This is a genomic window from Paenibacillus sp. FSL R10-2778, assembly GCF_038593035.1.
GTDB classification, from domain to species: Bacteria; Bacillota; Bacilli; order Paenibacillales; family Paenibacillaceae; genus Paenibacillus_AQ; species Paenibacillus_AQ odorifer.
In genome coordinates this window covers 4219959-4241520 of sequence record NZ_CP151956.1, presented here as the reverse complement: position 1 = coordinate 4241520, position 21562 = coordinate 4219959, and the positions used below count along the sequence as shown (strand labels likewise).

Genomic DNA, 21562 nt, shown 5'->3' with positions numbered 1-21562 from the left:
TTCTGCTAGGAATATAAGGTTAAAGGATAAGATATAACTTATACTTTCTTATATTTGATGAAAATTGGCCCCTAAGCGGGGCCTTTTTTCTTTTAAATATGAAGACTTATCCGCTAGATGAAGAGGTTAAGATTAGGAGGAGAGAAACATTAAAGTACTATTCATTGGAGATATCGTAGGTAGTGTAGGCAGGAAGGCACTTCGGGAGATGTTGCCCTCATTAAAAAGCAAATATCAACCACATATAATTATAGTTAACGGTGAAAATTCTGCTGCCGGTAGAGGTATTACCAAAGCGATCGCAAATGAATTTTTTAACTGGGGCGTTCACGGAATCACCATGGGCAATCACACATGGGACAACAAGGATATCTTCGAGTTTATTGACGATGAGGCTCGGATTATCCGTCCTGCTAATTTTCCTCCAGGAACTCCGGGAAGAGGATATACAGTTGTTAAAGGTAACGGCAAAGAGCTGGCTATAGTTAACCTGCAAGGCCGCACATTTTTGCCTGCGATTGATTGTCCCTTCCGTGTGGGTGAAGAAATTGTGGAAGAGCTACGTCGAGATCATAAATGCATTCTCGTTGATTTCCATGCAGAGGTTACCTCTGAGAAAATCGCCATGGGCTATTTCATGGATGGTCGCGCATCAATTGTAGTAGGGACCCATACTCACGTTCAGACGAATGATGATGTGATTTTGCCGGGTGGAACGGCTTACTTGACCGATGCGGGCATGGTTGGTTCAAGCGAAGGGATTCTGGGTATGGAAAGAGATGCAGTACTTTATAAGTTCACTACACAGCTTCCAGCACGATTTGTTGTTGATGAAGGCAAGTGGCAGCTTCACGGTTTATTTGCAGAGTTAGACGAGAGTACTGGCGCGGCTACCCGTCTGGAGAAAATACGGCTACGTGAAGATGAATGGGTAATGAGCTAGTAGTAGGATAAGATAAGTGATTTTCCGGGTAAATTCGCCGAATAAGGGTAAAGTGTGATATTTATTATATCGAAAAAGAGTATCTATTGTACCATTTTCTCCAGAGTAGTCCGCAAAAAGAAGGAATTATTTCTTCTCTCGCGAATAACATCTAAAGTAGTGGAAGAACACCATTATTTTCCCAGGGGAGGTACTTACTATGGATGTATTAAAAGTATCAGCTAAATCCAATCCAAATTCCGTCGCCGGCGCTTTAGCAGGTGTTCTTCGTGAACGTGGATCGGCCGAATTACAAGCTATTGGAGCTGGAGCACTGAATCAAGCAGTCAAAGCAGTTGCCATTGCCCGGGGATTTGTTGCACCAAGCGGAGTAGATTTGATCTGCATTCCGGCATTTACAGACATTGTGATTGATGGAGAGGATCGAACCGCGATTAAATTGATTGTAGAACCCAGATAATAGAAGCATAGAACGGATGAACCTGTTTACTTATGTAAACAGGTTTTTTGCTTTTGATATATAGTCTGGCGTTTTTAAGCATAGAATCTGGAATAGGGCTGCATGAAAGCGAGGGCTTGGGATGAGAACCGATAAGCTACAGGTTGCGGATTTTCATTGTGATGTTCTGAGTAAAATGCAAGCATCACCGGATATGGATTTTAAGAATGATCCTCGGCTGGATGTTACCGGAGATCGGTTGGTAGCGGGCGGTGTGGAATTGCAGATTTTTGCAATATATCTTTCGGCAAGTAGAGGTAGACCTAGCTTTGAGAATGTTTTAGGACAAATTGATTTGTTCCGGCAAAAAATAATAGGCGCAGAGAGCCTTCAGTGGCTGCGTTGGAAGGAGGAGGTAGGAAAACGAACAGCTGGAGCATCCCCATGGGGAATGCTCTCTCTGGAGGGTGTAGACGGTCTAGAAGGGAACTTGTTTTATGCACAGCTCTGCTTTGAGCTTGGCGTGCGGTTTTTGGGAATCACTTGGAATTATGCCAATTGGGCAGCGGATGGTGTTCTGGAGCAGCGCAACGGCGGATTTACGGAAAAAGGGCGAATGCTGATCGAATGGTGCAACGACAGTGGAATGCTGCTTGATGTGTCGCATTTGTCTCAGGCAGGTTTTTGGGAGCTAGCCGACTTAAGCACACGTCCGTTTATAGCTTCCCATTCGAACGCCGCAGCAATCTGTGGGCATGTTAGAAATTTAAATGATGAACAGATTAAAGCTTTGATTGCAATGGACGGAAGAATGGGCCTGACCTTTTATCCGTGGTTTGTATGTGATGATGGAAAAGCTCGTATGGATGATTTATTAAAGCATATTGATCATGTATGTAGTCTAGGTGGCGAGAAACATATGATGTTTGGTTCGGATTTTGACGGCATTGACACTTGGGTAGAGAACATGGAGCATCCGGGAAAATACCCTGAGCTCGCGGAGCACCTGCTTCGTTACTATCCAGAAGCTTCCGTAAAAGGTTGGTTATATGAGAATGCGGTCTCCTACCTGCGCACAAACTTACCTTCTCAGGTGTCTAAATCATGACAATCCTGCTCTAAAAGTATGAATTGTCGAAAAAAAGGCCCTCGTTATGATGTGGGGCTTTTTATTTTTGGTTAAGAAGATGTATAATGGTTAATGGCTTGTACAGATACTAGAGAAAATACAAGGAGTGACTTTACTATGAGTAAGACTGTACCCGTAGGTGTGTCGGCTAGACATATTCACCTTACGCAAGAGCATGTGGAGGCTTTGTTTGGCCCAGGATATCAACTAACGGAGTTCAAACCCCTCTCTCAACCAGGACAGTTTGCAGCAAATGAGCAAGTAGCAGTTATCGGCAGCAAAGGTAAATTTGACAAAGTAAGAATTTTGGGACCTGCTCGTCCGGCTTCCCAATTAGAAATTTCCCGTACTGACTCCTTCGCACTTGGCGTGAAAGCTCCAGTTCGCGAATCTGGAAATATTGATGGAACACCTGGCATTACGCTTAAAGGACCTGCTGGCGAAGTAGAATTGGAACAAGGCGTTATCATCGCCGCTCGTCACATTCACTTCCATACTTCTGAAGCTGAAGCTTGGGGCATTGCTGATAAGCAATTGCTTAAAGTTCGCCTCGGAGGCGACCGTGGTCTCGTATTGGAGAACGTAATTGCACGCGTATCAGACAGCTTTAAACTGGATATGCATATTGACACTGACGAAGCTAACGCTGCAGGTGCCAACAACGGCGATACTGCTGAAATCGTAGAATAGTCATCATAGTTATAGCAAAGATAAGAAGCGGGGGAGAAATCCTCCGCTTTTTTTGCGTGTCTGATCGGCGTACTGTAAGGATTGCGTGTCTGATCGGCGTACTGTAAGGATTGCGTGTCTGATCGGCGCGCTGTAAAGATTGTGTGGTTGATCTGTGTGCTATAAGGAATGCGTGTCTGATCTGCGTGCTGTAAGGATTGCGTTTCTGATCTACGTGCTGTAAAGATTGCGTGTCTGATCCACGTGCTGTAAGAATTGCGTGGCTGATCGGCGTGCTGTAAGGATTGTGTGTCTGATCGGCGTGCTGTAAGAATTGTGTGTCTGATCGGCGTGCTGTAAGGATTGTGTGGCTGATCTGCGTGCTGTAAGGATTGTGTGGTTTACCCGACGGCTTGTACTTATCGGACTGTGTTGCAGCTATTTCAGCATTTTGATCTATTTTGCCAAGGTTTCGGACTGCATAGCTCTTATTGCTTTATATTTGTACTGATTTGGGCTTCGAAGGTGTGAATAACTGCATCTGAGTCCGATAGCGTGTCCAAAATCCATGAATCCTCATAATAAGGGCGTCTGAGTCCGATGGCTCAGCAGGCTTAACAGGCTCAACAGTCTCAGCAGTCTCAGCAGTCTCAGCAGGCTCAACAGGATCGACAGGATTAACAAAAGATACGCCGCAGGATAAATTGAAGAGGAGTATTTTACGGTTAGCAAAAAAATTTCTGTAAGAGCAGAACGGATAGTATCCTGAAATGGATTTTTAATGAAAATTGGTGTGATGATAAAGAAAATCTATTATTATGTAACTTATTGTGTTATGATTATGGTTTATGACGTGACAAAAGGATTTATTGTTAAGAATATATGTATTAGAAATTAAGGAGACCCAATGACATTTAATGAACTGAATATTGTGCCTGCAATTTTGAAGGCTTTAAGCAAAGAAAACTATACATCACCTACACCAATACAGGAGCAGTCGATTCCAGCTGTATTAGCGGGTAGAGATTTACTTGGATGCGCGCAAACGGGAACAGGAAAAACAGCTGCATTTTCCGTGCCTATTATTCAATTGCTAAGCGAACAATCGAGCCCAAACAAATCCAATAATGTGCGACGCATCCGCTCGTTGATTTTAACACCGACAAGAGAACTAGCGATTCAAATTGCTGATAACATAAAAGCGTATAGCCAATATACAGATATCCGCTCTGCTGCCATTGTTGGCGGTGTGTCACAGAAAGTGCAAGAGCGCGCACTGAATCAAGGTGCCGATATTCTTATTGCTACCCCTGGTAGACTTATCGACCTGATCAATCAGAAACGTGTAGATCTGCAATATGTACAAATTTTAGTTCTGGATGAAGCTGACCGGATGCTGGATATGGGCTTTATTCATGATGTGAAACGAATCATCGCCAAAATGCCTACGAAGAAGCAGACTCTGTTTTTCTCGGCAACGATGCCAACTGAGATTTCTAAATTGATCAAAACATTGCTTGTGAATCCAGTGAAGGTGGAAATCACACCTGTGTCATCTACTGCGGATAGAATCAATCAATCGATCTATTTATTAGAGAACGGAAATAAGCAAAACCAATTGAACCTGCTGTTACAGGATAAATCCATCGTCTCAGCTTTGGTGTTTACTCGTACCAAACGTGGTGCAGACCGTGTTACCCGCGATCTGGCTAAAGTGAACATTGCTGCTCAAGCCATACACGGCAATAAATCTCAAAATGATCGCCAGAACGCCTTGCGGAATTTTAAAAGCGGTGCGACTCGTGTTCTCGTAGCTACGGATATAGCTGCCCGGGGAATTGATATTGATGAGCTGTCTCACGTAATCAACTTCAACTTACCGAACATTCCGGAAACCTATGTGCACCGGATCGGTCGTACAGGCAGAGCGGGATTGAGCGGAACGGCAATTTCTTTTTGCGAAGCTGAAGAGCTTCCTTTCCTTAAAGATATTGAAAAATTGATTGGAAAATCGATTCCGGAAGTTAAGGACCATCCTTATCCGATGTCTCGTAAAACGCAAATGAAGACAGATCGTTCGGCGAAACCGTCAGGTTCGAAAGCAGCAGCTTCGAGACCATCGTCTTCCAGACCGTCGAATTCCAAACCAGCAACTGCTAAACCTGCGGCAACAAAACCGGCAGCAACAAAATCAGCGGCATCTAAACCAGCTAAAGCAAAACCTAAGTCTAACCCTCCATTGAAGCCAAAGTCCGAGTGGTTCACAAAAGGAAGACAAAAAACGAGCAGCAGATAAGTTAGTTTGAATGCGTATCGTTTCTATAGCAAAATAAAAAAACCGTCAGAGTAAATCTGATGGTTTTTATGTTTTATTTCCTGATAATTTACAACAAAAAACAGCCGCTAAACAGTTCCTCACTGTACAACGGCTGTTGTTATTTCATTTATGCGGTTGCTTCAATTGTATTGTCCTGAACATAGGGGCTCAGTTCTTGCTGAAGTCCTGCGCTGATGGAAGTCATAGGGAGGCGAAGCGTATCCGAGGACAGTAGGCCGTTTTGGCTAAGCATCCATTTAATTGGAGCGGGATTCGATTCCTTGAATAATAGGCGGATGATCGGCAGTAGTTGTTCAAAGCTTTCTTTAGCGAAGTCCACTTGACCAGATGTAAAGGCTTCAAAGATACGAAGACATTCTGCCGGGAAAACGTTGGCAGTAGCGAGCATCCCCCCAGCTGCTCCGCAGCTAAGCATTTCATAAAAGAGGGAATCATCGCCGCCAAGCACAGGTTTAGCACCTGTACGGACTAACTCTGTAACCATTTTTGTACTGCCTGAGCAGTCTTTTAAACCGACAACATTATTCATTTCTAGGATTGTACGTGCAGTATCTACCGTCATGGCCGTACCTGTACGACTTGGAATATCATAAGCCATGATTGGTATGCCTACTTCTGCAGCTTTGCGGAAATGGGCAATGATACCCTCTTGTGAAGGACGACTATAATAAGGTACGACTACTAGTGCACAATCAGCACCAAGGTTTGCAGCAATTTCCGTGCGTGCAACCGTAGAGGCTGTATCATTGGTACCTGTACCAACTACTAAGGGGATTGATGTGGATTGTAGAAGCTCACGGGAAGTGTTTACTAGAAGCTGCATTTCATTTACGGTTACAGTGGGCGATTCTCCGGTGGTTCCATTAACGACCAGACCTTGTATGCTGTTGTTAATAATGTTCTTTACATAACGCTGATACGAATCCAAATCAACTTCACCAGCAGCATTGAACGGGGTGACCACGGGGACATAAACTCCATAAATCTGTTGTTCTGTAAGCATAAATTATCGGCCTCCAAAATATTTTAATTCCTCTACATACACTTTACCATGGAAAGTAGCATCGTCGTTAGCTATAATAAATGATATGGATCATCAAAAATATTGATGTTAGGGTGAGGTAATGGATTTAACCTATTTACGAACCTTCCGCGAGGTGGCTAAACGTCAGAGCTTTACGCGAGCTGCTGAAGAATTGGGATATGCACAATCAAGTGTGACGATGCAGATTCAGAAGATAGAGAAGGAATATGGAGTACCTTTAATAGAGAGGCATGGCCGTCAGCTGCGGCTTACCCCGCCAGGAGAAGAGTTATTGAAGCTGTTCGTGGAGATTTTGGATTTATATGATCGTTCAAAAGAAACCATCGCCCAGCAAATCGGAGGTACGCTAACTATTGGGACGATAGATTCTTTAGCGGCTTTTTATTTACCTCCTTACCTGCAGCAGCTAAGGACTAAATTTCCGAAGCTGGATATTCATCTGCAAACGATGCAGGAAGCTAATCTTCTTGCCAAAATAAAAGATGGCGAAGTAGATCTAGGCTTAATGTTGGATCGCACCACTGCGGATTCCATCCTTGAGCGTACGATCGTCAGAGATGAGCCGCTTGTTTTGATAGCTCCCATTCATCATCCGCTTGCCCAGATGGATACGGTAACCCTACAGGATCTGAATAACTGTGAGCTAATAGTCTCGGAGGAAAGCTGTATTTACCGGAGTTTGTTCGAGAATTTGTTAAAAGAGCACGGGATCATATTCCGCATAGGTTTTGAGCTTTCGAATCTGGAGGCCATTAAACGTTGTGTAATGAATGGTCTTGGAATTGCTTTGTTACCAAAAATCGTGGCAGAGGAAGAAATTGAACGGGGAAGCTTGGCTGAGCTGTCCTTTGTTCATCCCGAAATTCATTTTGATCTGCAGCTTCTGATGCACCCTAAGAAGTGGAAATCACAACCACTGCAATTTCTAATCCAAATGCTGTTTGCAAATCATTAGTTTATTTCCATCAGGGTCTTTTACTACAAACCATTTTTGATCTTGAATTTCGGTTACTATATCTACACCGAGCTCCTTTATATAGTTGAAAGAGGCTTGCAGATCATCGGTTATAAGCATAAGAGCAGGTGTTGTAATTGGAGGAGCCCCTTCAGGCTCTAAACCTCCCCACATGGGCATGGTGTCCAGAATGATCCCAGTGCTTCCTTGCATAGTTAACGGACATAAATGACCGTTTATAATCGAATGATCTGCTTCTTGGAGTTCTAGGACTTGGCAATACCAGTTACGAGCTTTTTCAATATCGTGTACGGGGATAAATACACTGCCAATCAAATTCTTAATGGGACTTGTTGCTGAAGAATTTACAATGGACTGTGCTTGTTCATGCATTTGAATCCCTCCAGAGAAGATGCTAGACCTTTATTTGTAATTTATGTATCTAATCTATTTAAAACATAGAATCATCCTATGTGCAAGTTGAATGTTATTTATCGATCAAATCCTAAATTTGTATGCAAAATACAGCTTTATTTAATGAAAGTCGCTGTAAATATTGACATTGAAAATCAGTTTATGTTATATAAAAAGAAGAATTAGCACTCATCTAAGAAGAGTGCTAATCACGATGTGCTGGACAAGAAGGTTATTTTGAAAGGAGATTTATTTATTCATGGCCAAAAAAGAGTTTAAAGCCGAATCGAAAAGATTGCTGGAAATGATGATTAACTCCATTTATACACAACGGGAAATATTCCTGCGTGAGCTGATTTCCAATGCAAGTGATGCGATTGATAAGATCTATTACAAAGCATTAGCTGATGAAGGCCTGGTCTTCAATAAAGAGGATTATTATATTAAAGTGACCGCCGATAAGGCGAACAGAACCTTGACGATTTCCGATACAGGTATCGGGATGACACAAGAGGAGCTGGAGAATAACTTAGGTACAATCGCGAAGAGTGGATCTCTTGCTTTTAAGAAAGAGAACGAAGCTAAAGATGGCCACAACATCATCGGGCAGTTCGGGGTGGGCTTCTACGCTGCGTTTATGGTGGCTGATGACGTTATAGTGATCAGTAAGGCATTAGGCAGTGACGAGGCCTTTAAATGGGAGTCTAAGGGCGCTGACGGCTATACCATCGAGACTGTCGAGAAGGATTCTATCGGCACTGATGTGATTTTGAAGATTAAAGAGAATACGGAAGAAGATCAATATGATGAATATTTGGAAGAATACCGCCTGAAATCCATCATTAAAAAATACTCCGACTTCATTCGTTTCCCAATTAAAATGGACGTGAAGGAGCAAAAGCCAAAAGAAGGCACGGAGAACGAGTTCGAAGAAGTTATTCAAGAACAAACCGTAAACAGCATGGTGCCTATCTGGCGCAAGAACAAAAGCGAGCTGACTACAGAAGACTATGATAACTTCTATGCAGAGAAACGTTACGGCTTCGATAAGCCGCTTAAACATATTCATATCAGTGCTGATGGTGCTGTAGTGTACAATGCAATCCTGTTCATTCCAGAAAATACGCCGTTTGACTATTACACAAAGGAATATGAAAAAGGTCTTGAGCTCTATTCCAATGGTGTGCTGATCATGAACAAATGTGCGGATCTGCTGCCTGATTACTTCAGCTTTGTAAAAGGTATGGTGGACTCAGAGGATCTTTCCTTGAACATTTCCAGAGAGATGCTCCAGCATGACCGTCAGCTGACTCTGATCGCTAAGAACATTAAGAATAAAGTGAAAAGCCAACTGCAAAGCCTGCTGAAGGATGAAAGAGAGAAATATGAGCAGTTCTATAATGCTTTTGGCAGACAGCTTAAGTTTGGTGTCTATAACGATTATGGGATGCACAAAGACACCCTTCAAGATTTGTTGATGTTCTACTCCTCTAAGGAGAAGAAGCTGGTTACGCTGGACGAATACGTCTCAAGAATGCCAGAAGATCAGAAATATATCTACTATGCTTCCGGAGAGTCGATCGACAGAATCGAGAAGCTCCCGCAAACCGAGCTTGTATCGGATAAAGGGTATGAAATTCTCTACTTCACTGATGATATTGATGAATTTGCGATCAAGATGATTCAGTCTTATAAGGAAAAAGAATTTAAATCCGTATCCAGCGGAGATCTGGGGATCGAAGCCGACGAAGCGGACAAGCCAACGGAAGCGGAAGAGAACGAAAACAAGGAGCTTTTTGAAGCGATGAAGGACATCCTGTCCGGCAAAGTGAAAAATGTCAAAGCTTCCAAACGTTTAAAGACTCATCCGGTATGTCTCTCTGCTGAAGGTGAACTGACAATCGAGATGGAAAAAATCCTGAAATCGATGCCGAATGGCCAAGAGGTGCAAGCGGATAAGGTACTCGAAATCAACATCCATCACGAAGTGTTCCAGTCCTTGAAGGCGGCAGCAGAGAACGACAATGAAAAGCTCGGTTTATACACGAACCTGCTGTACAACCAAGCCCTGTTGATCGAAGGTCTACAGGTTAGTGATCCTGTTCAATTCACCAATGATATTTGCAAAATCATGAAATAATATGAAGTACAGAGACCATCCAATTGTATTATGATTGGGTGGTCTTTTTTATTTCAGTATTTCATTTTGTTGTGCGAAAAAGGTAGTAATCAATTTCAGAGTCATTATTTGTGCAACCGCTGATCGAATAGATAATTTCACCTTGTGTGCTTTTTTTACTCGTCACTTCGGAGCAGGTATCGGTTCTGACTCCTGTGTTGCTTCCACCGAATGCATCATTAGAAGTATCATAGCTGTAATTAATCACGTTACCGTCAAATTTTAAATCCTTAAATATGGGATCGCCTTCATCTGTGTAACTTGTAACGCGTATATTGTCTGCTTTGTTGCTGGAGAGATTAGTTATAAATTTCTCGAATTTATCGAGGTTGTACACTTTTTCAAAAGAAACAATATCCCCTCTACTGATGGCTTCTTTGGAAGTATAGGGTTCACTTTTGGGAACAGAATTAACTTTATGATCGGAACAACCCCATACTCCTGCTAGTAAAAGAACAGATAGTGTAAGCAAATTTACTTTTTTCACTGAGGGACCTCCTTGTAACGTATTTATATAAAAGACGGAGATTAACTGGAAAAGTTACAGAGAGCTTGATGTTTCGCATTGACAATAAACAACAAATTGAGTATTATTTTCTCTAACTTGAATATGTAAAAGCAAAGAAGAGAAAGAGTACCACGGCAATTCTTTCAACAGAGAGCTCCGGTCGCTGAAAAGGAGTAAAGAAAACCCTTGGGAATATGGTCTCAGAGCTGCGCATCGAAACCTTATGGGTTGTAGGCTGCGCCGGAACCTGCATCCGTTACAGTGCTAGGGTATAAACGTTAATTAACGTCGTACCTGAAGAGGTAAATGTCATGAGGCATTTATAAAATTAGGTGGTAACACGTGAGTAGAACTCTCGTCCTTTGTGGATGGGAGTTTTTTTGTTGTCTAAAAAAAGGAGGAGAAGGTTAATGAGTAATGTGTTTATAGGTGGCGCTTGGCCGTATGCGAATGGATCTTTACATCTGGGGAGATTATCAAGTGTGTTGCCTGGGGATGTGCTGGCACGATATTTTCGCTCCAAAGGGGATAACGTATTATATGTATCAGGCAGTGATTGCCATGGCACACCCGTAGCAGTTCAGGCTGCGAATGAAGGGATTACGCCGGGAGCTTTTGCAAGCAGATATCATGAAGAGTTTCTGAAGTGTTTTGAACAGCTGGGATTTAGTTATGATCTATATACTCGAACGGATCAACAGCAGCATCATAAGGTTGTGCAAGCGTTGTTTACAAAGCTGCTAGAGAATGGTCATTTATATAAAAAAACCATTGCTCAATGTTACTGCGAGGTGGATCAGCGCTTTTTGCCAGACAGATATGTGGAAGGGACTTGTCCGGTATGTGGTGAGCGGGCGCGAGGGGATCAATGTGATTATTGTTCTACGATTCTAGATCCTGCCGATTTGTTAGACAGAGTCTGCAAATTATGTGGGAATACACCAACAGAAAGGCCGACAGAACATTATTATCTTAGCTTATCTAATTTTCAGTCTGAATTAACGGAATATGTAGAGGAAGCACAATTTTGGAGAGAAAATGCTATAAAACTGACCAAACGTTATTTACAAGAAGAGCTGCAGGACCGCGCGGTAACAAGAGACTTGTCTTGGGGTGTAGATGTTCCTGTGGCTGGATTTGAAGATAAAAAAATTTATGTTTGGATTGAGGCGGTAAGTGGTTATTTATCAGCCAGTAAGCAGTGGGCTGCACAGTCCGGAGGAAGCTGGGAGGATTTTTGGTTAGAGGAAAAAGGGGCGATTACCGCTTATTATGTGCATGGTAAAGACAATATTCCTTTTCACACTTTAATATGGCCGGCTGTGTTATTAGGAGCAGGAGGTTTGCATTTACCGGACAGGATTATATCTAGCGAATATTTAACCCTTGAAGGGCAGAAATTCTCCACTAGCCGAAATTGGGCGGTCTGGGTACCTGATATTTTAGAGCGGTATCAGCCAGATTCTATTCGTTATTTCTTAATTGCCAATGGACCTGAGAAGCGGGACACGGATTTTTCCTGGAGAGAGTTTATTTATAGCCATAATGGAGAGCTGCTTGGAGCATTTGGTAACTTTGTGAACCGTTCATTGGCTTTTGTAGATAAGTTTTATGAAGGGAAAGTGCCAAATGGGCAATTAGATAAGGGGTGGAAGGACAATATCGACCTATTGTATCTGGAATCAGGACGGCTTATTGAGGCTGGGAATCTAAAAGATGCGCTGGAGTTTATTTTTTCTTATGTGCGCAAGGCAAACCAGTATTTCGATCTGCAAAAACCATGGATACAGATAAAAGAGGATCAGGTTTCTTGTGATTCTGCAATATACACATGTGTGCAGATTATTGCGAACTTAGCGAATTTGTTGCATCCGTTTCTACCGTTCTCTTGTGACAAGATCAGGGGGTTCCTGTCGTTAGAACTACCGAATTGGCAGCCTTGCTCGGTGCCCCCTTACCAACAGGTTACTGATTTACAATTATTGTTTGAACGAATTGATATTAGCCGTATTAAAGAAGAAGAGGATAGGCTAGATCAACAGGAAGTGAATAAATAGAGCTGGTATTTATCCATTCCTGAAGCTTTCAATAAACTTGGAAGCCAAGGATGATAAGTATTTATCCTTAATCCAGACGGCGGCGACCCGTGTGCGTAGTGATTCACTACTGATTTCTTTATAGATCAAATTACGGTTACTCGTTAATTCGAAAGCGGATTTGGGGATGATTCCAATGCCAAGACCAGCGTTTGCCCAGAGCAGTGTTGTTCTAGCATCATCATTCATACAGAAAATCAGCGGATCAAAGCCGTTCTCAAGACATGTTTCCCGGATAAGCTGCTCAAAACGGCGGTAGATAATAAGCGGCTTATCCTTTAACTCACCGATCTCAATAAAGTTTTCATCCGTTTTCCAGTCATACTCAGGTGTCATTACGGCAATCATAGGTTCAGCTTGTGTGTAAAGACATTCTAAATTTGTACCATTAAAGGGTGTCCTAACAATCCCGACTTCGACAATACCTTTATTCAGGAGGTCAATGATTCTAAAGGTATTTCCTTCATGAATCTCAAACTTCACACCTCTATACGTTTTGTGGAACTCACATAGCCGATCTTGAAGCAACGTAGCTCCAGAGGAAGAAACAGTACCAATGGCTAGGGTTCCTTTTAAACCTTTGACAAAATCAGTGAGCTCACGGGCAGTGGAATCTGCCAGCTCCAGGATTTGTTGGGCACGGTCCCGCAATATGGCTCCAGCTTCAGTGAGCTGCACGCTGCGTGGACCTCGTTCCACTAGCTTTACACCGAGTTCTTCCTCTAGGAGCTTTAGCTGCTGGCTCAGCGGAGGCTGGGCCATTTGCAGTTTTTTGGCTGCAGATGTAATCTGTCCTTCCTCAGCTATCGCCATAAAATATTTAAGTTGTCTAATATCCATATAAAAATCCTCCGAACTTGAGATATGCTAATCGTATGGGAGCGATACGAATCCAATATTATTAATATGTGAGTAGATATGCCATAATCATAACTGTTCTTATACATATTTCAAGTGGTTAAATACTTCTTATGTTGGGTGTGGATGAATTTGTTCAAAATTGCAGTATATTTAAAGCCGTACAAAAAAGAAGCGATCATTGGACCGATCTTCAAACTGATGGAAGCGATTCTGGAGCTGATTTTGCCTACCATTGTCGCATTGATCATCAACAACGGGGTTGGCAATCATGACAGCGCCTATGTTTACCGCATGGGTGGCCTAATGGTGCTGATGTCACTGCTTGGCTTCGGCTGCTCCATGGTATGCCAATACTATGCAGCCCGGGCTTCACAGGGATTCGGTACGACACTACGCAATAAGATGTTTAGACATATCACCTCTTTGTCGTATGCTGAGCTGGATACCTTAGGTACACCTACACTGATTAATCGGATTACCAATGACGTAAACCAGCTGCAAATTGCTGTGGCTATGCTAATTCGTCTAGTTATTCGTGCACCGTTTATCTGTATCGGGGCTATCCTAATGTCCATGATTTTGGATTTTAGATTATCGCTGATTCTAATTGCGGCAACACCGGTTTTTGGCATTATTTTATATTTTATTATCACCCGCAGTGCTCCTTTGTACCGAAAATACCAGCAGAAGCTGGATGCCCTTGCGCTCGTACTGAGTGAGAATTTATCGGGGATTCGAGTGATTCGTGCTTTTGCCAAAAGACATACAGAAAAAGAACGTTTTGATGCTTCGTCCGATGATTTGACTACTACAGCGATCCGGGTTTCGCGGATTTCAGCTTTGCTTGGGCCGATGACTACACTTGTAGTAAATGCGGCAATCATTGCTATTTTGTGGGTAGGCGGAATTCATATCGATGGGGGCCGATTGTCTCAAGGGGAGATCATTGCTTTCATCAATTACATCACTCAAATCTTGCTGGCGCTGATAGTGGTCTCCAACTTGGTTATTATTTTTACAAAAGCCTCATCCTCAGCTAATCGTGTAAATGAAGTGCTGGGTGTTAAGGTCTCCGTGTCTGAGGAAGGAAATGCAGTGATTGCTGCCCCTGCCCCTGCTGCCCCTGCTATACAATTCGATCACGTATCCTTTGGGTATAATACGACAGGTGAATCGGCATTAGAGGATATATCTCTAGTAATTAATCGCGGAGAGACCGTGGGCCTGATTGGCAGTACGGGTTCAGGTAAGTCAACTTTTGTGAATTTGATCCCTCGTTTTTATGATGCGGTTCAAGGTGAAGTGAAAGTGGATGGTGTGAATGTCCGAGATTATAAGCTGCATCAGCTTCGTGAGAAGATTGGGATTGTACCGCAGAAAGCTGTGCTGTTTACAGGAACGATCGCTGAGAATATACGTTGGGGCAAGGAAGATGCAACTGAGGAAGAAATCATGCAGGCAGCCTCTATTGCTCAAGCGGAGGAGTTTATACGTAAATTACCCGAAGGGTTGAATACGCAAGTATCTCGTGGGGGATTAAATTTATCCGGTGGACAAAAGCAGCGCTTAACCATAGCTCGTGCAGTAGTAGGAAAGCCATCGATTCTTATTTTGGATGACTCCTCCAGTGCGCTGGATTTCTCCACAGATGCGGCACTTCGAAAGGCTCTCAAAGAGAGCAGCCAGGAAATGACCGTACTCCTTGTCTCGCAGAGGGTAAGCACTGTAAGGCAAGCGGATAAAATAATGGTATTTGAGGAAGGGCGGATCGCCGGTGTCGGAACCCATGAGGAGCTGATGCGTGGTTGTGAAGAGTATAAAGAAATCTGCCTGTCCCAGCTATCAAGTGAGGAGTCGGGCCAATGAACAAAAATAACATTTGGAAAAGACTTATTGTATACACAGGGCATTATAAAAAAATAGCTATAGGTGCAGTAATCTGCGCAATACTCAGTGTGATTGCCAGTCTAATTGGCCCGCTGCTCATCGGCAGCGCCATCGATTTTATGATCGGGCCGGGAGAGGTTGATTTTGACGCCGTACTTAGACTGCTTTTGATTCTGGCAGGGGTGTATATTGTCGGCAGCTTTTTCGGATGGCTTCTTACCTACCTGACTAATCGAATTGCCTATCGGACTGTATATGACTTACGGCGGGAGCTTTTTGATAAATTAAATGTTTTGCCGTTAAAATTTCACGATAACCACCCGCAAGGGGACAGCATCAGCCGGTTTGTTAATGACATGGATGCGGTCTCTGATGGACTGCTGCAAGGCTTCTCAACACTGCTCACGGGGATCATCACTATCGTGGGGGCAATTGTACTTATGTTGTACATTAGTCCTTTAATGACCCTAGTTGTTCTTCTGTCAGCACCCGTTACATTTTTTGTGGCAAGATTCATTACGATGCGCTCCCAGAAGATGTTTAAGGAGCAGGCTAAAATTCTGGGCGGTCTCAACGGATACGTGGAGGAAATGATTGGCGGACAAAAAGTGGTCACAGCTTATCATTATGAAGACCGTGCACTGACCCAGTTTGAAGAACGAAACGAGACTTTGTACCAGACTGGCGTGAAATCACAATTTTACGGTTCCTTGTCCAATCCGACAACACGGTTAGTAAATAATATTACCTTCTCTGTTATCGCGATGATCGGTAGTGTTATGGTGATTCGCGGGCTTGTGACGGTAGGGGATTTGTCCAGCTTTTTGATCTTCTCCAACTTGTTCGCTAAGCCGTTTAATGAAATTACAGGTGTGATTACGCAGCTTCAATCGGCAACGGCATCAGCGCAGCGGATCTTCGCCATTCTAGACCTCTCGCCTGAACCAGCGGATGCAACAGACGCCAAAATTATGAATACAAGCCAAGGGACGATTACCTTTGAAAAAGTATCCTTTGCTTATAATCCTGAACGTCCTCTGATTAATGATTTCAGTCTGGAAGTGAAACCAGGTACCCGGGTTGCAATTGTAGGGCAGACGGGAGCGGGGAAGACCACACTGGTTAATCTGCTTATGCGTTTTTATGATGTGGATAAGGGTTCCATCAAGATTGACGGTGTGGATATCAAGACGATTACCCGTGACAGTCTGCGGCGTAATTTCGGGATGGTGTTGCAGGACACCTGGCTGTTTGGCGGCACAATTAGAGAAAATATTGTCTACGGCAAACCTGAGGCTACCGAAGAAGAGGTCATCGCTGCTGCTAAGGCTGCAAATGCTCATAGCTTCATTAAACGCCTGCCTGAGGGATATGATACAAAGATCAGTGGCTCAGGAGATAATTTGTCGCAAGGACAAAAGCAGCTGCTTACCATAGCACGAGTGATGCTCGTAGATCCGCCTATGCTCATTTTGGATGAAGCCACCAGCAGTATTGATACGCTGACTGAGGTACGGATTCAGAAGGCTTTTCTAAAAATGATCGCTGGTCGGACCAGCTTTGTAATTGCTCACCGTTTGTCAACGATTCGAGAATCGGATCTCATTCTTTTCATGAAGGACGGAGACATTGTCGAAAGTGGCACGCATGACCAACTCCTAGCCAGCGGTGGATATTACGCCAGATTATATAACAGTCAGTTCGCATCAGCTTAGACTTTGCATTAAGAAAAAGAGCATTCAATCCCTAAATTGGGGGTGAATGCTTTTTTTGGTTGAGTTAGTTTTGTTTGGTTTGGTTTGGGTGTAGCCCGCCGTCACCAAAGTCGTTTGCTCAGTGTTCCAATGTAGTTAGCTCACCGTCCCAAAGTAGTTTGCTTAGCGTTCCAAAGTAGCTATCTCATCGTCACCAAAGTAATTTGCTTACCGTTCCAAAATAGTTTGTTTCCCCTTACGGACCGTATTGCAGCTAAATGGTGTTTTGGTGCCTTTTTTCAAAGTAACGGACTGCATAGCGCTTATTTGGCTGATTTTGCAGCAAAAAGGAGCGGATGTGGCACAATAGCTTCATTTGAGTCCGAACGGGGTGGAAAAGAGCGTGAATTTGCGAAATAAGGGCGCCTCGGTCCGATACGTAGCAATGGCTGCCACCACCAAAGGTAGATTGCTTCTGATCCGGAGTAGATTGCTTAGAAAGTCGTTTGTTTAGCGTTCCAAAGTAGCTATCCCATCGTCAGTCTTCTTAGCGTTCCAATTTAGTTAGCTCATCGTCAGTCTGCCTTAGCGTTCCAAAGCTGTCAGCCAACCGTCTCCAAAGTAGTTTGCTTAGCGTTCCAAAGTTAGCTATCTCATCGTCACCCAAGTAGTTCGCTTAGCGTTACGGACCGTATTGCAGCTAAATGGTGTTTTTGGAGACTTTTCCCAAAGTAACGGACTGCATAGCACTTATTCGGCTGAATTTGCAGGAAAAAGGAGTGGATATGGCACAATAGCTGCATCTGAGTCCGAACGGAGTGGAAAAGTGCGTGATTTTGCGAAATAAGGGCGCCTCGGTCCGATACGTAGCAATGGCAGCCACCACCAAAGATAGATTGCTTCTGATCCGGAGTAGAATGCTTAGAAAGTCGTTTGCTCAGTGTTCCAATTTAGTTGGCTCATCGTCACCAAAGTAATTTGCTTACCGTTCCAAAATAGTTTGTTTCCCCTTACGGACCGTATTGCAGCTAAATGGTGTTTTTGACGCCTTTTTTCAAAGTAACGGACTGCATAGCACTTATTCGGCTGAATTTGCAGGAAAAAGGAGTGGATATGGCACAATAGCTGCATCTGAGTCCGAACGGAGTGGAAAAGAGCGTGAATTTGCGAAATAAAGGCGCCTCGGTCCGATACGTAGCAATGGCTGCCACCACCAAAGGTAGATTGCTTCTGATCCGGAGTAGATTGCTTAGAAAGTCGTTTGCTCAGTGTTCCAAAGTAGTTGGCTCATCGTCACCAAAGTAATTTGCTTATCATTCCAAAGTGATTTGTTTACCGTTACGGACCGTATTGCAGCTAAATGGTGTTTTTGACGCCTTTTTTCAAAGTAATGGACTGCATAGCACTTATTCGGCTGATTTTGCAGCAAAAAGGAGCGGATGTGGCACAATAGCTTCATTTGAGTCCGAACGGGGTGGAAAAGAGCGTGAATTTGCGAAATAAGGGCGCCTCGGTCCGATACGTAGCAATGGCTGCCACCACCAAAGGTAGATTGCTTCTGATCCGGAGTAGATTGCTTAGAAAGTCGTTTGTTTAGCGTTCCAAAGTAGCTATCCCATCGTCAGTCTTCTTAGCGTTCCAATTTAGTTAGCTCATCGTCAGTCTGCCTTAGCGTTCCAAAGCTGTCAGCCAACCGTCTCCAAAGTAGTTTGCTTAGCGTTCCAAAGTTAGCTATCTCATCGTCACCCAAGTAGTTCGCTTAGCGTTCCAAAGTTAGCTATCTCATCGTCAGCCAAGTAGCTAACTCAACGTCCCCAAAGTAGTTTGTTTGCCCTTACGGACCGTGTTGCACTTAATCGTAATTTTATCCCACCCGTTAGAGGTAAAAATCTCAAAATAAATATTTGCAAACGAATGAACTATCTGGACGGGCTAAACGTATTATAAGAAACGTATATTGAAGACGACGAAGCTACAGTAAATATGGCATATTGAGAGTGTTATGAGATTGGAAGGGGAGTGGCAAGATGTTGACAATCAAACATTTTACCAAAAGCTATAAGGGTGGCAAGAAGGCGGTAAATGATCTGAATTTGGTGGTCGAAAAAGGTGACATCTACGGCTTTATCGGTCATAACGGTGCAGGTAAAACAACGACTATCCGAGCAGTGGTCGGAGTTTTAGATTTTGAGGAGGGAGATATCGAGATTGGTGGGTACTCCATTAAAAAAGATCCCTTAGCCTGCAAAGCGATTACTGCGTATATTCCAGATAATCCGGATTTATACGATCATCTGACGGGCATTCAGTACTTGAATTTTATTGGTGATCTTTTTAGCGTATCGAAAGCGGATCGGGAGTTATTGATAAAGAAATATAGCGATGAATTTGAGATTACCTCTAATCTGGGGGATTTGATCTCCGCGTATTCTCATGGTATGAAACAGAAACTCGCGATTATCTCTGCGCTTATTCATAAACCGAAGCTGCTGGTTCTGGATGAACCCTTTGTGGGACTTGATCCAAAAGCGGCACACACGCTCAAGAGAATTATGGCGGATATTTGCAGCCAGGGCAGTGCGATCTTTTTTTCGACGCATGTACTGGACGTGGCCGAGAAGCTCTGCAATAAGATCGCCATTATCAAAGCGGGTGAATTGATCACTCATGGGAAAACAGAAGAGGTGAAGGGTGACAGCAGCCTTGAAGATGTGTTTTTGGAGTTGATAAAACATGATTAATATCTGGAGATTGACGAAAATTCAGCTAATCTCATCCTTTGGGTTAAATAAAGCTTTGCATACACGAGATTTGAAAGAAAGACGAAAAATGCTTTTGCTGAGCATCGGTATCTTAATAGGGATTGTCATGATGGCAGTGGTTTCGTTTGGATATAGCTTCATGATAGCAGAGACCCTTGAACAGATAGGCCGGCCAGAGCTGCTGCTTGCGATTATGATGGCTGTTACTTGCTTGATTGGATTTTTTACAACGATCTATAAGGCGAGTGGGGTATTATTTGGCTCCAAAGATTACGATCTCGTAATGTCGCTGCCTATCAAAACGAGCCATATCGTAGCAAGCCGTGTAGTTCAGCTCTACGTGCTGAATATACTGTTCTCATTGATGGTGATGGTGCCAGCAGGTGTAGTTTATGCTATAAAGGTAAATCCGGCAGTAGTGTATTATTTATTTTTCATGATAACGCTGCTATTTATCCCATTAGTGCCGATCATTGCTGCAACGATTATAGGGACATTGATTAGTTGGATTTCCTCACGTTTTAAAGGAAGTCGTTTAATAAGTCTTATTCTGACTTTTGCCGTAATCATTGTTATTATTTTGGGTTCAAGCCAAATGAATGGGAATGACCCGCAGTTACTTGCGGATATGAGCACACAAATTGCCGATCAAATCTTTAACTTATATCCTTTGACGGTCATGTATGTAGATGCTGTCTGCTCGTATCAGGTAGCTCCTTTACTATTATTTATAGGAATTTCATTACTTTCTTTTATGCTGTTTACCCTTATTCTTGGCAGCAAATATAAAGCAATACACACAGGTCTTACGACTTCTTACTCAAAGAATAAGTATCAAATGAGGTCACTTGCAGTCTCTTCACCGCTTTACACATTGTATAAAAAAGAGCTGCGCCGCTATTTCAGTTCTTCTATATATGTGCTAAATACAAGTATTGGTATGGTAATGCTACTTGTCATGGCGATCACCTTACTGTTTGTTAGCTCAGAGCAATTAGGAAAGATTATTGAGATACCAGAACTCTCTAATTATCTAAGCAGATTGGCGCCACTATTTGTTTCCCTCTTTGTAGCATTAAGCTGTACGACATCGAGTTCGATTTCGCTTGAAGGTAACCATATTTGGATTTTAAAAAGCGCTCCCGTTCCGACAAAAACTATATTATTAAGTAAAATCACAGTGAATCTCACCATTACTGTGCCGATTGTGATTGTTAGTAGTGTGCTTCTTATGATTTCTCTGGGCACTGGCTGGATGGAGAGCTTGTTATTGCTAATAATCCCCGTCCTATACGCTTGTTTTACCGCAATGGTAGGTGTGATCGTAAACTTGAAGCTTCCTAAACTGGAGTGGACCAATGAAGTCTCTGTAATTAAACAAAGTGCTTCGGTCCTTGTAGCGATGATTATAGGATTTATCAGCTTGCTGATTCCATTTGGTTTTAGTTTTCTTTTATCTGATCTAAATGGTAATCTCGTTATGTTAGGTATTGGTGTGGTGATATTAGTAGCGTGTGGAGTGATGTATAGATACATCCAGTCCACAGGAGAATTTTTATTTCGGGCTCTTTAAAAAAAGGGCATTCCAAAAGCCGAAATTGGCTGCTGGGATGCCCTTTTTTTGTGCAAGATTTATTTTCGTG

At 43.0% G+C, this 21562-nt stretch carries 16 protein-coding genes and 1 other annotated feature; of the genes, 12 read left to right on the top strand and 4 right to left on the bottom strand.

Annotated elements, in window-relative coordinates; all coding sequences use genetic code 11:
* The first annotated feature begins 148 nt into the window (after positions 1-148).
* From NST40_RS19090 to NST40_RS19070, 5 genes are all read left to right on the top strand, one after another.
* Positions 149-943, top strand: a complete 795-nt coding sequence (locus NST40_RS19090) for a TIGR00282 family metallophosphoesterase (protein WP_076276224.1) — start codon at positions 149-151, stop codon at positions 941-943.
* 199 nt (positions 944-1142) lie between these two features.
* Positions 1143-1403 (top strand): stage V sporulation protein S, encoded by a 261-nt coding sequence (locus NST40_RS19085; RefSeq protein WP_019910496.1) that lies wholly within the window; start codon positions 1143-1145, stop codon positions 1401-1403.
* A gap of 121 nt (positions 1404-1524) precedes the next feature.
* Positions 1525-2490: a membrane dipeptidase gene (locus tag NST40_RS19080; RefSeq protein WP_342409903.1), complete on the top strand. Its 966-nt coding sequence runs from the start codon at positions 1525-1527 to the stop codon at positions 2488-2490.
* 138 nt (positions 2491-2628) lie between these two features.
* The gene (locus NST40_RS19075; protein ID WP_036688383.1) at positions 2629-3201 is read left to right on the top strand and encodes a phosphate propanoyltransferase; all 573 of its coding nucleotides are present in this window, start codon (positions 2629-2631) and stop codon (positions 3199-3201) included.
* A gap of 886 nt (positions 3202-4087) precedes the next feature.
* Entirely contained in the window at positions 4088-5476 is a 1389-nt protein-coding gene (locus NST40_RS19070; protein WP_081383205.1) for a DEAD/DEAH box helicase, read from the top strand.
* Positions 5477-5624: 148 nt separating this feature from the next.
* Here the strand turns inward: NST40_RS19070 and dapA are convergent, their stop codons facing one another.
* Positions 5625-6521 (bottom strand): 4-hydroxy-tetrahydrodipicolinate synthase, encoded by an 897-nt coding sequence (dapA, locus tag NST40_RS19065; protein WP_076179900.1) that lies wholly within the window; start codon positions 6519-6521, stop codon positions 5625-5627.
* Between the two features lie 121 nt (positions 6522-6642).
* On the opposite strand from dapA, the gene NST40_RS19060 reads away from it, so the two are divergent.
* Positions 6643-7518, top strand: a complete 876-nt coding sequence (locus NST40_RS19060) for a LysR family transcriptional regulator (RefSeq protein ID WP_076127886.1) — start codon at positions 6643-6645, stop codon at positions 7516-7518.
* Here the strand turns inward: NST40_RS19060 and NST40_RS19055 are convergent.
* The gene (locus tag NST40_RS19055; protein ID WP_076218619.1) at positions 7489-7911 is read right to left on the bottom strand and encodes a VOC family protein; all 423 of its coding nucleotides are present in this window, start codon (positions 7909-7911) and stop codon (positions 7489-7491) included. The two genes, NST40_RS19060 and NST40_RS19055, sit on opposite strands and share 30 nt — an antisense overlap.
* 280 nt (positions 7912-8191) lie before the next feature.
* On the opposite strand from NST40_RS19055, the gene htpG reads away from it, so the two are divergent.
* Complete coding sequence (gene htpG / locus NST40_RS19050) at positions 8192-10072, top strand: molecular chaperone HtpG (protein ID WP_076276227.1); 1881 nt, start codon at positions 8192-8194, stop codon at positions 10070-10072.
* Positions 10073-10133: 61 nt separating this feature from the next.
* Here htpG and NST40_RS19045 read toward each other — a convergent pair whose 3' ends face one another.
* The gene (locus tag NST40_RS19045) at positions 10134-10598 is read right to left on the bottom strand and encodes a DUF4362 domain-containing protein (protein ID WP_076276228.1); all 465 of its coding nucleotides are present in this window, start codon (positions 10596-10598) and stop codon (positions 10134-10136) included.
* A gap of 125 nt (positions 10599-10723) precedes the next feature.
* Positions 10724-10985 (top strand) — a binding site (T-box leader).
* Between the two features lie 44 nt (positions 10986-11029).
* Between NST40_RS19045 and metG the strand changes: the two genes are divergently transcribed.
* Positions 11030-12676 carry a methionine--tRNA ligase gene (metG, locus tag NST40_RS19040; RefSeq protein WP_342409902.1) on the top strand — a complete coding sequence of 549 codons (1647 nt, stop codon included), beginning with the start codon at positions 11030-11032 and terminating at the stop codon, positions 12674-12676.
* Between the two features lie 9 nt (positions 12677-12685).
* On the opposite strand, the gene NST40_RS19035 is transcribed toward metG, so the two are convergent.
* Positions 12686-13555 carry a LysR family transcriptional regulator gene (locus NST40_RS19035; RefSeq protein WP_076182582.1) on the bottom strand — a complete coding sequence of 290 codons (870 nt, stop codon included), beginning with the start codon at positions 13553-13555 and terminating at the stop codon, positions 12686-12688.
* A gap of 150 nt (positions 13556-13705) precedes the next feature.
* Between NST40_RS19035 and NST40_RS19030 the strand changes: the two genes are divergently transcribed.
* The 4 genes from NST40_RS19030 (at position 13706) to NST40_RS19015 (ending at position 21492) form a co-directional block, all read left to right on the top strand.
* The gene (locus tag NST40_RS19030; RefSeq protein WP_342409901.1) at positions 13706-15442 is read left to right on the top strand and encodes an ABC transporter ATP-binding protein; all 1737 of its coding nucleotides are present in this window, start codon (positions 13706-13708) and stop codon (positions 15440-15442) included.
* Positions 15439-17178, top strand: a complete 1740-nt coding sequence (locus NST40_RS19025; RefSeq protein ID WP_342409900.1) for an ABC transporter ATP-binding protein — start codon at positions 15439-15441, stop codon at positions 17176-17178. Before NST40_RS19030 ends, NST40_RS19025 begins: the two co-directional genes overlap by 4 nt.
* Before the next feature lie 2006 nt (positions 17179-19184).
* On the top strand, positions 19185-19898 hold the full coding sequence (locus NST40_RS19020) for an ABC transporter ATP-binding protein (RefSeq protein WP_076217841.1): 714 nt from the start codon (positions 19185-19187) through the stop codon (positions 19896-19898).
* Positions 19891-21492, top strand: a complete 1602-nt coding sequence (locus tag NST40_RS19015; protein ID WP_341003074.1) for a hypothetical protein — start codon at positions 19891-19893, stop codon at positions 21490-21492. Before NST40_RS19020 ends, NST40_RS19015 begins: the two co-directional genes overlap by 8 nt.
* The last annotated feature ends 70 nt before the right edge of the window (positions 21493-21562 follow it).

What these genes read in the sequence shown, in the direction of transcription:
- NST40_RS19085 (WP_019910496.1), top strand. Translation starts at nt 1,143, where the DNA reads ATGGATGTATTAAAAGTATCAGCTAAATCCAATCCAAATTCCGTCGCC.
- NST40_RS19080 (WP_342409903.1), top strand. Translation starts at nt 1,525, where the DNA reads ATGAGAACCGATAAGCTACAGGTTGCGGATTTTCATTGTGATGTTCTG.
- NST40_RS19075 (WP_036688383.1), top strand. Translation starts at nt 2,629, where the DNA reads ATGAGTAAGACTGTACCCGTAGGTGTGTCGGCTAGACATATTCACCTT.
- NST40_RS19070 (WP_081383205.1), top strand. Translation starts at nt 4,088, where the DNA reads ATGACATTTAATGAACTGAATATTGTGCCTGCAATTTTGAAGGCTTTA.
- dapA (WP_076179900.1), bottom strand. Translation starts at nt 6,521, where the DNA reads ATGCTTACAGAACAACAGATTTATGGAGTTTATGTCCCCGTGGTCACC.
- NST40_RS19060 (WP_076127886.1), top strand. Translation starts at nt 6,643, where the DNA reads ATGGATTTAACCTATTTACGAACCTTCCGCGAGGTGGCTAAACGTCAG.
- NST40_RS19055 (WP_076218619.1), bottom strand. Translation starts at nt 7,911, where the DNA reads ATGCATGAACAAGCACAGTCCATTGTAAATTCTTCAGCAACAAGTCCC.
- htpG (WP_076276227.1), top strand. Translation starts at nt 8,192, where the DNA reads ATGGCCAAAAAAGAGTTTAAAGCCGAATCGAAAAGATTGCTGGAAATG.
- metG (WP_342409902.1), top strand. Translation starts at nt 11,030, where the DNA reads ATGAGTAATGTGTTTATAGGTGGCGCTTGGCCGTATGCGAATGGATCT.
- NST40_RS19035 (WP_076182582.1), bottom strand. Translation starts at nt 13,555, where the DNA reads ATGGATATTAGACAACTTAAATATTTTATGGCGATAGCTGAGGAAGGA.
- NST40_RS19025 (WP_342409900.1), top strand. Translation starts at nt 15,439, where the DNA reads ATGAACAAAAATAACATTTGGAAAAGACTTATTGTATACACAGGGCAT.
- NST40_RS19020 (WP_076217841.1), top strand. Translation starts at nt 19,185, where the DNA reads ATGTTGACAATCAAACATTTTACCAAAAGCTATAAGGGTGGCAAGAAG.
- NST40_RS19015 (WP_341003074.1), top strand. Translation starts at nt 19,891, where the DNA reads ATGATTAATATCTGGAGATTGACGAAAATTCAGCTAATCTCATCCTTT.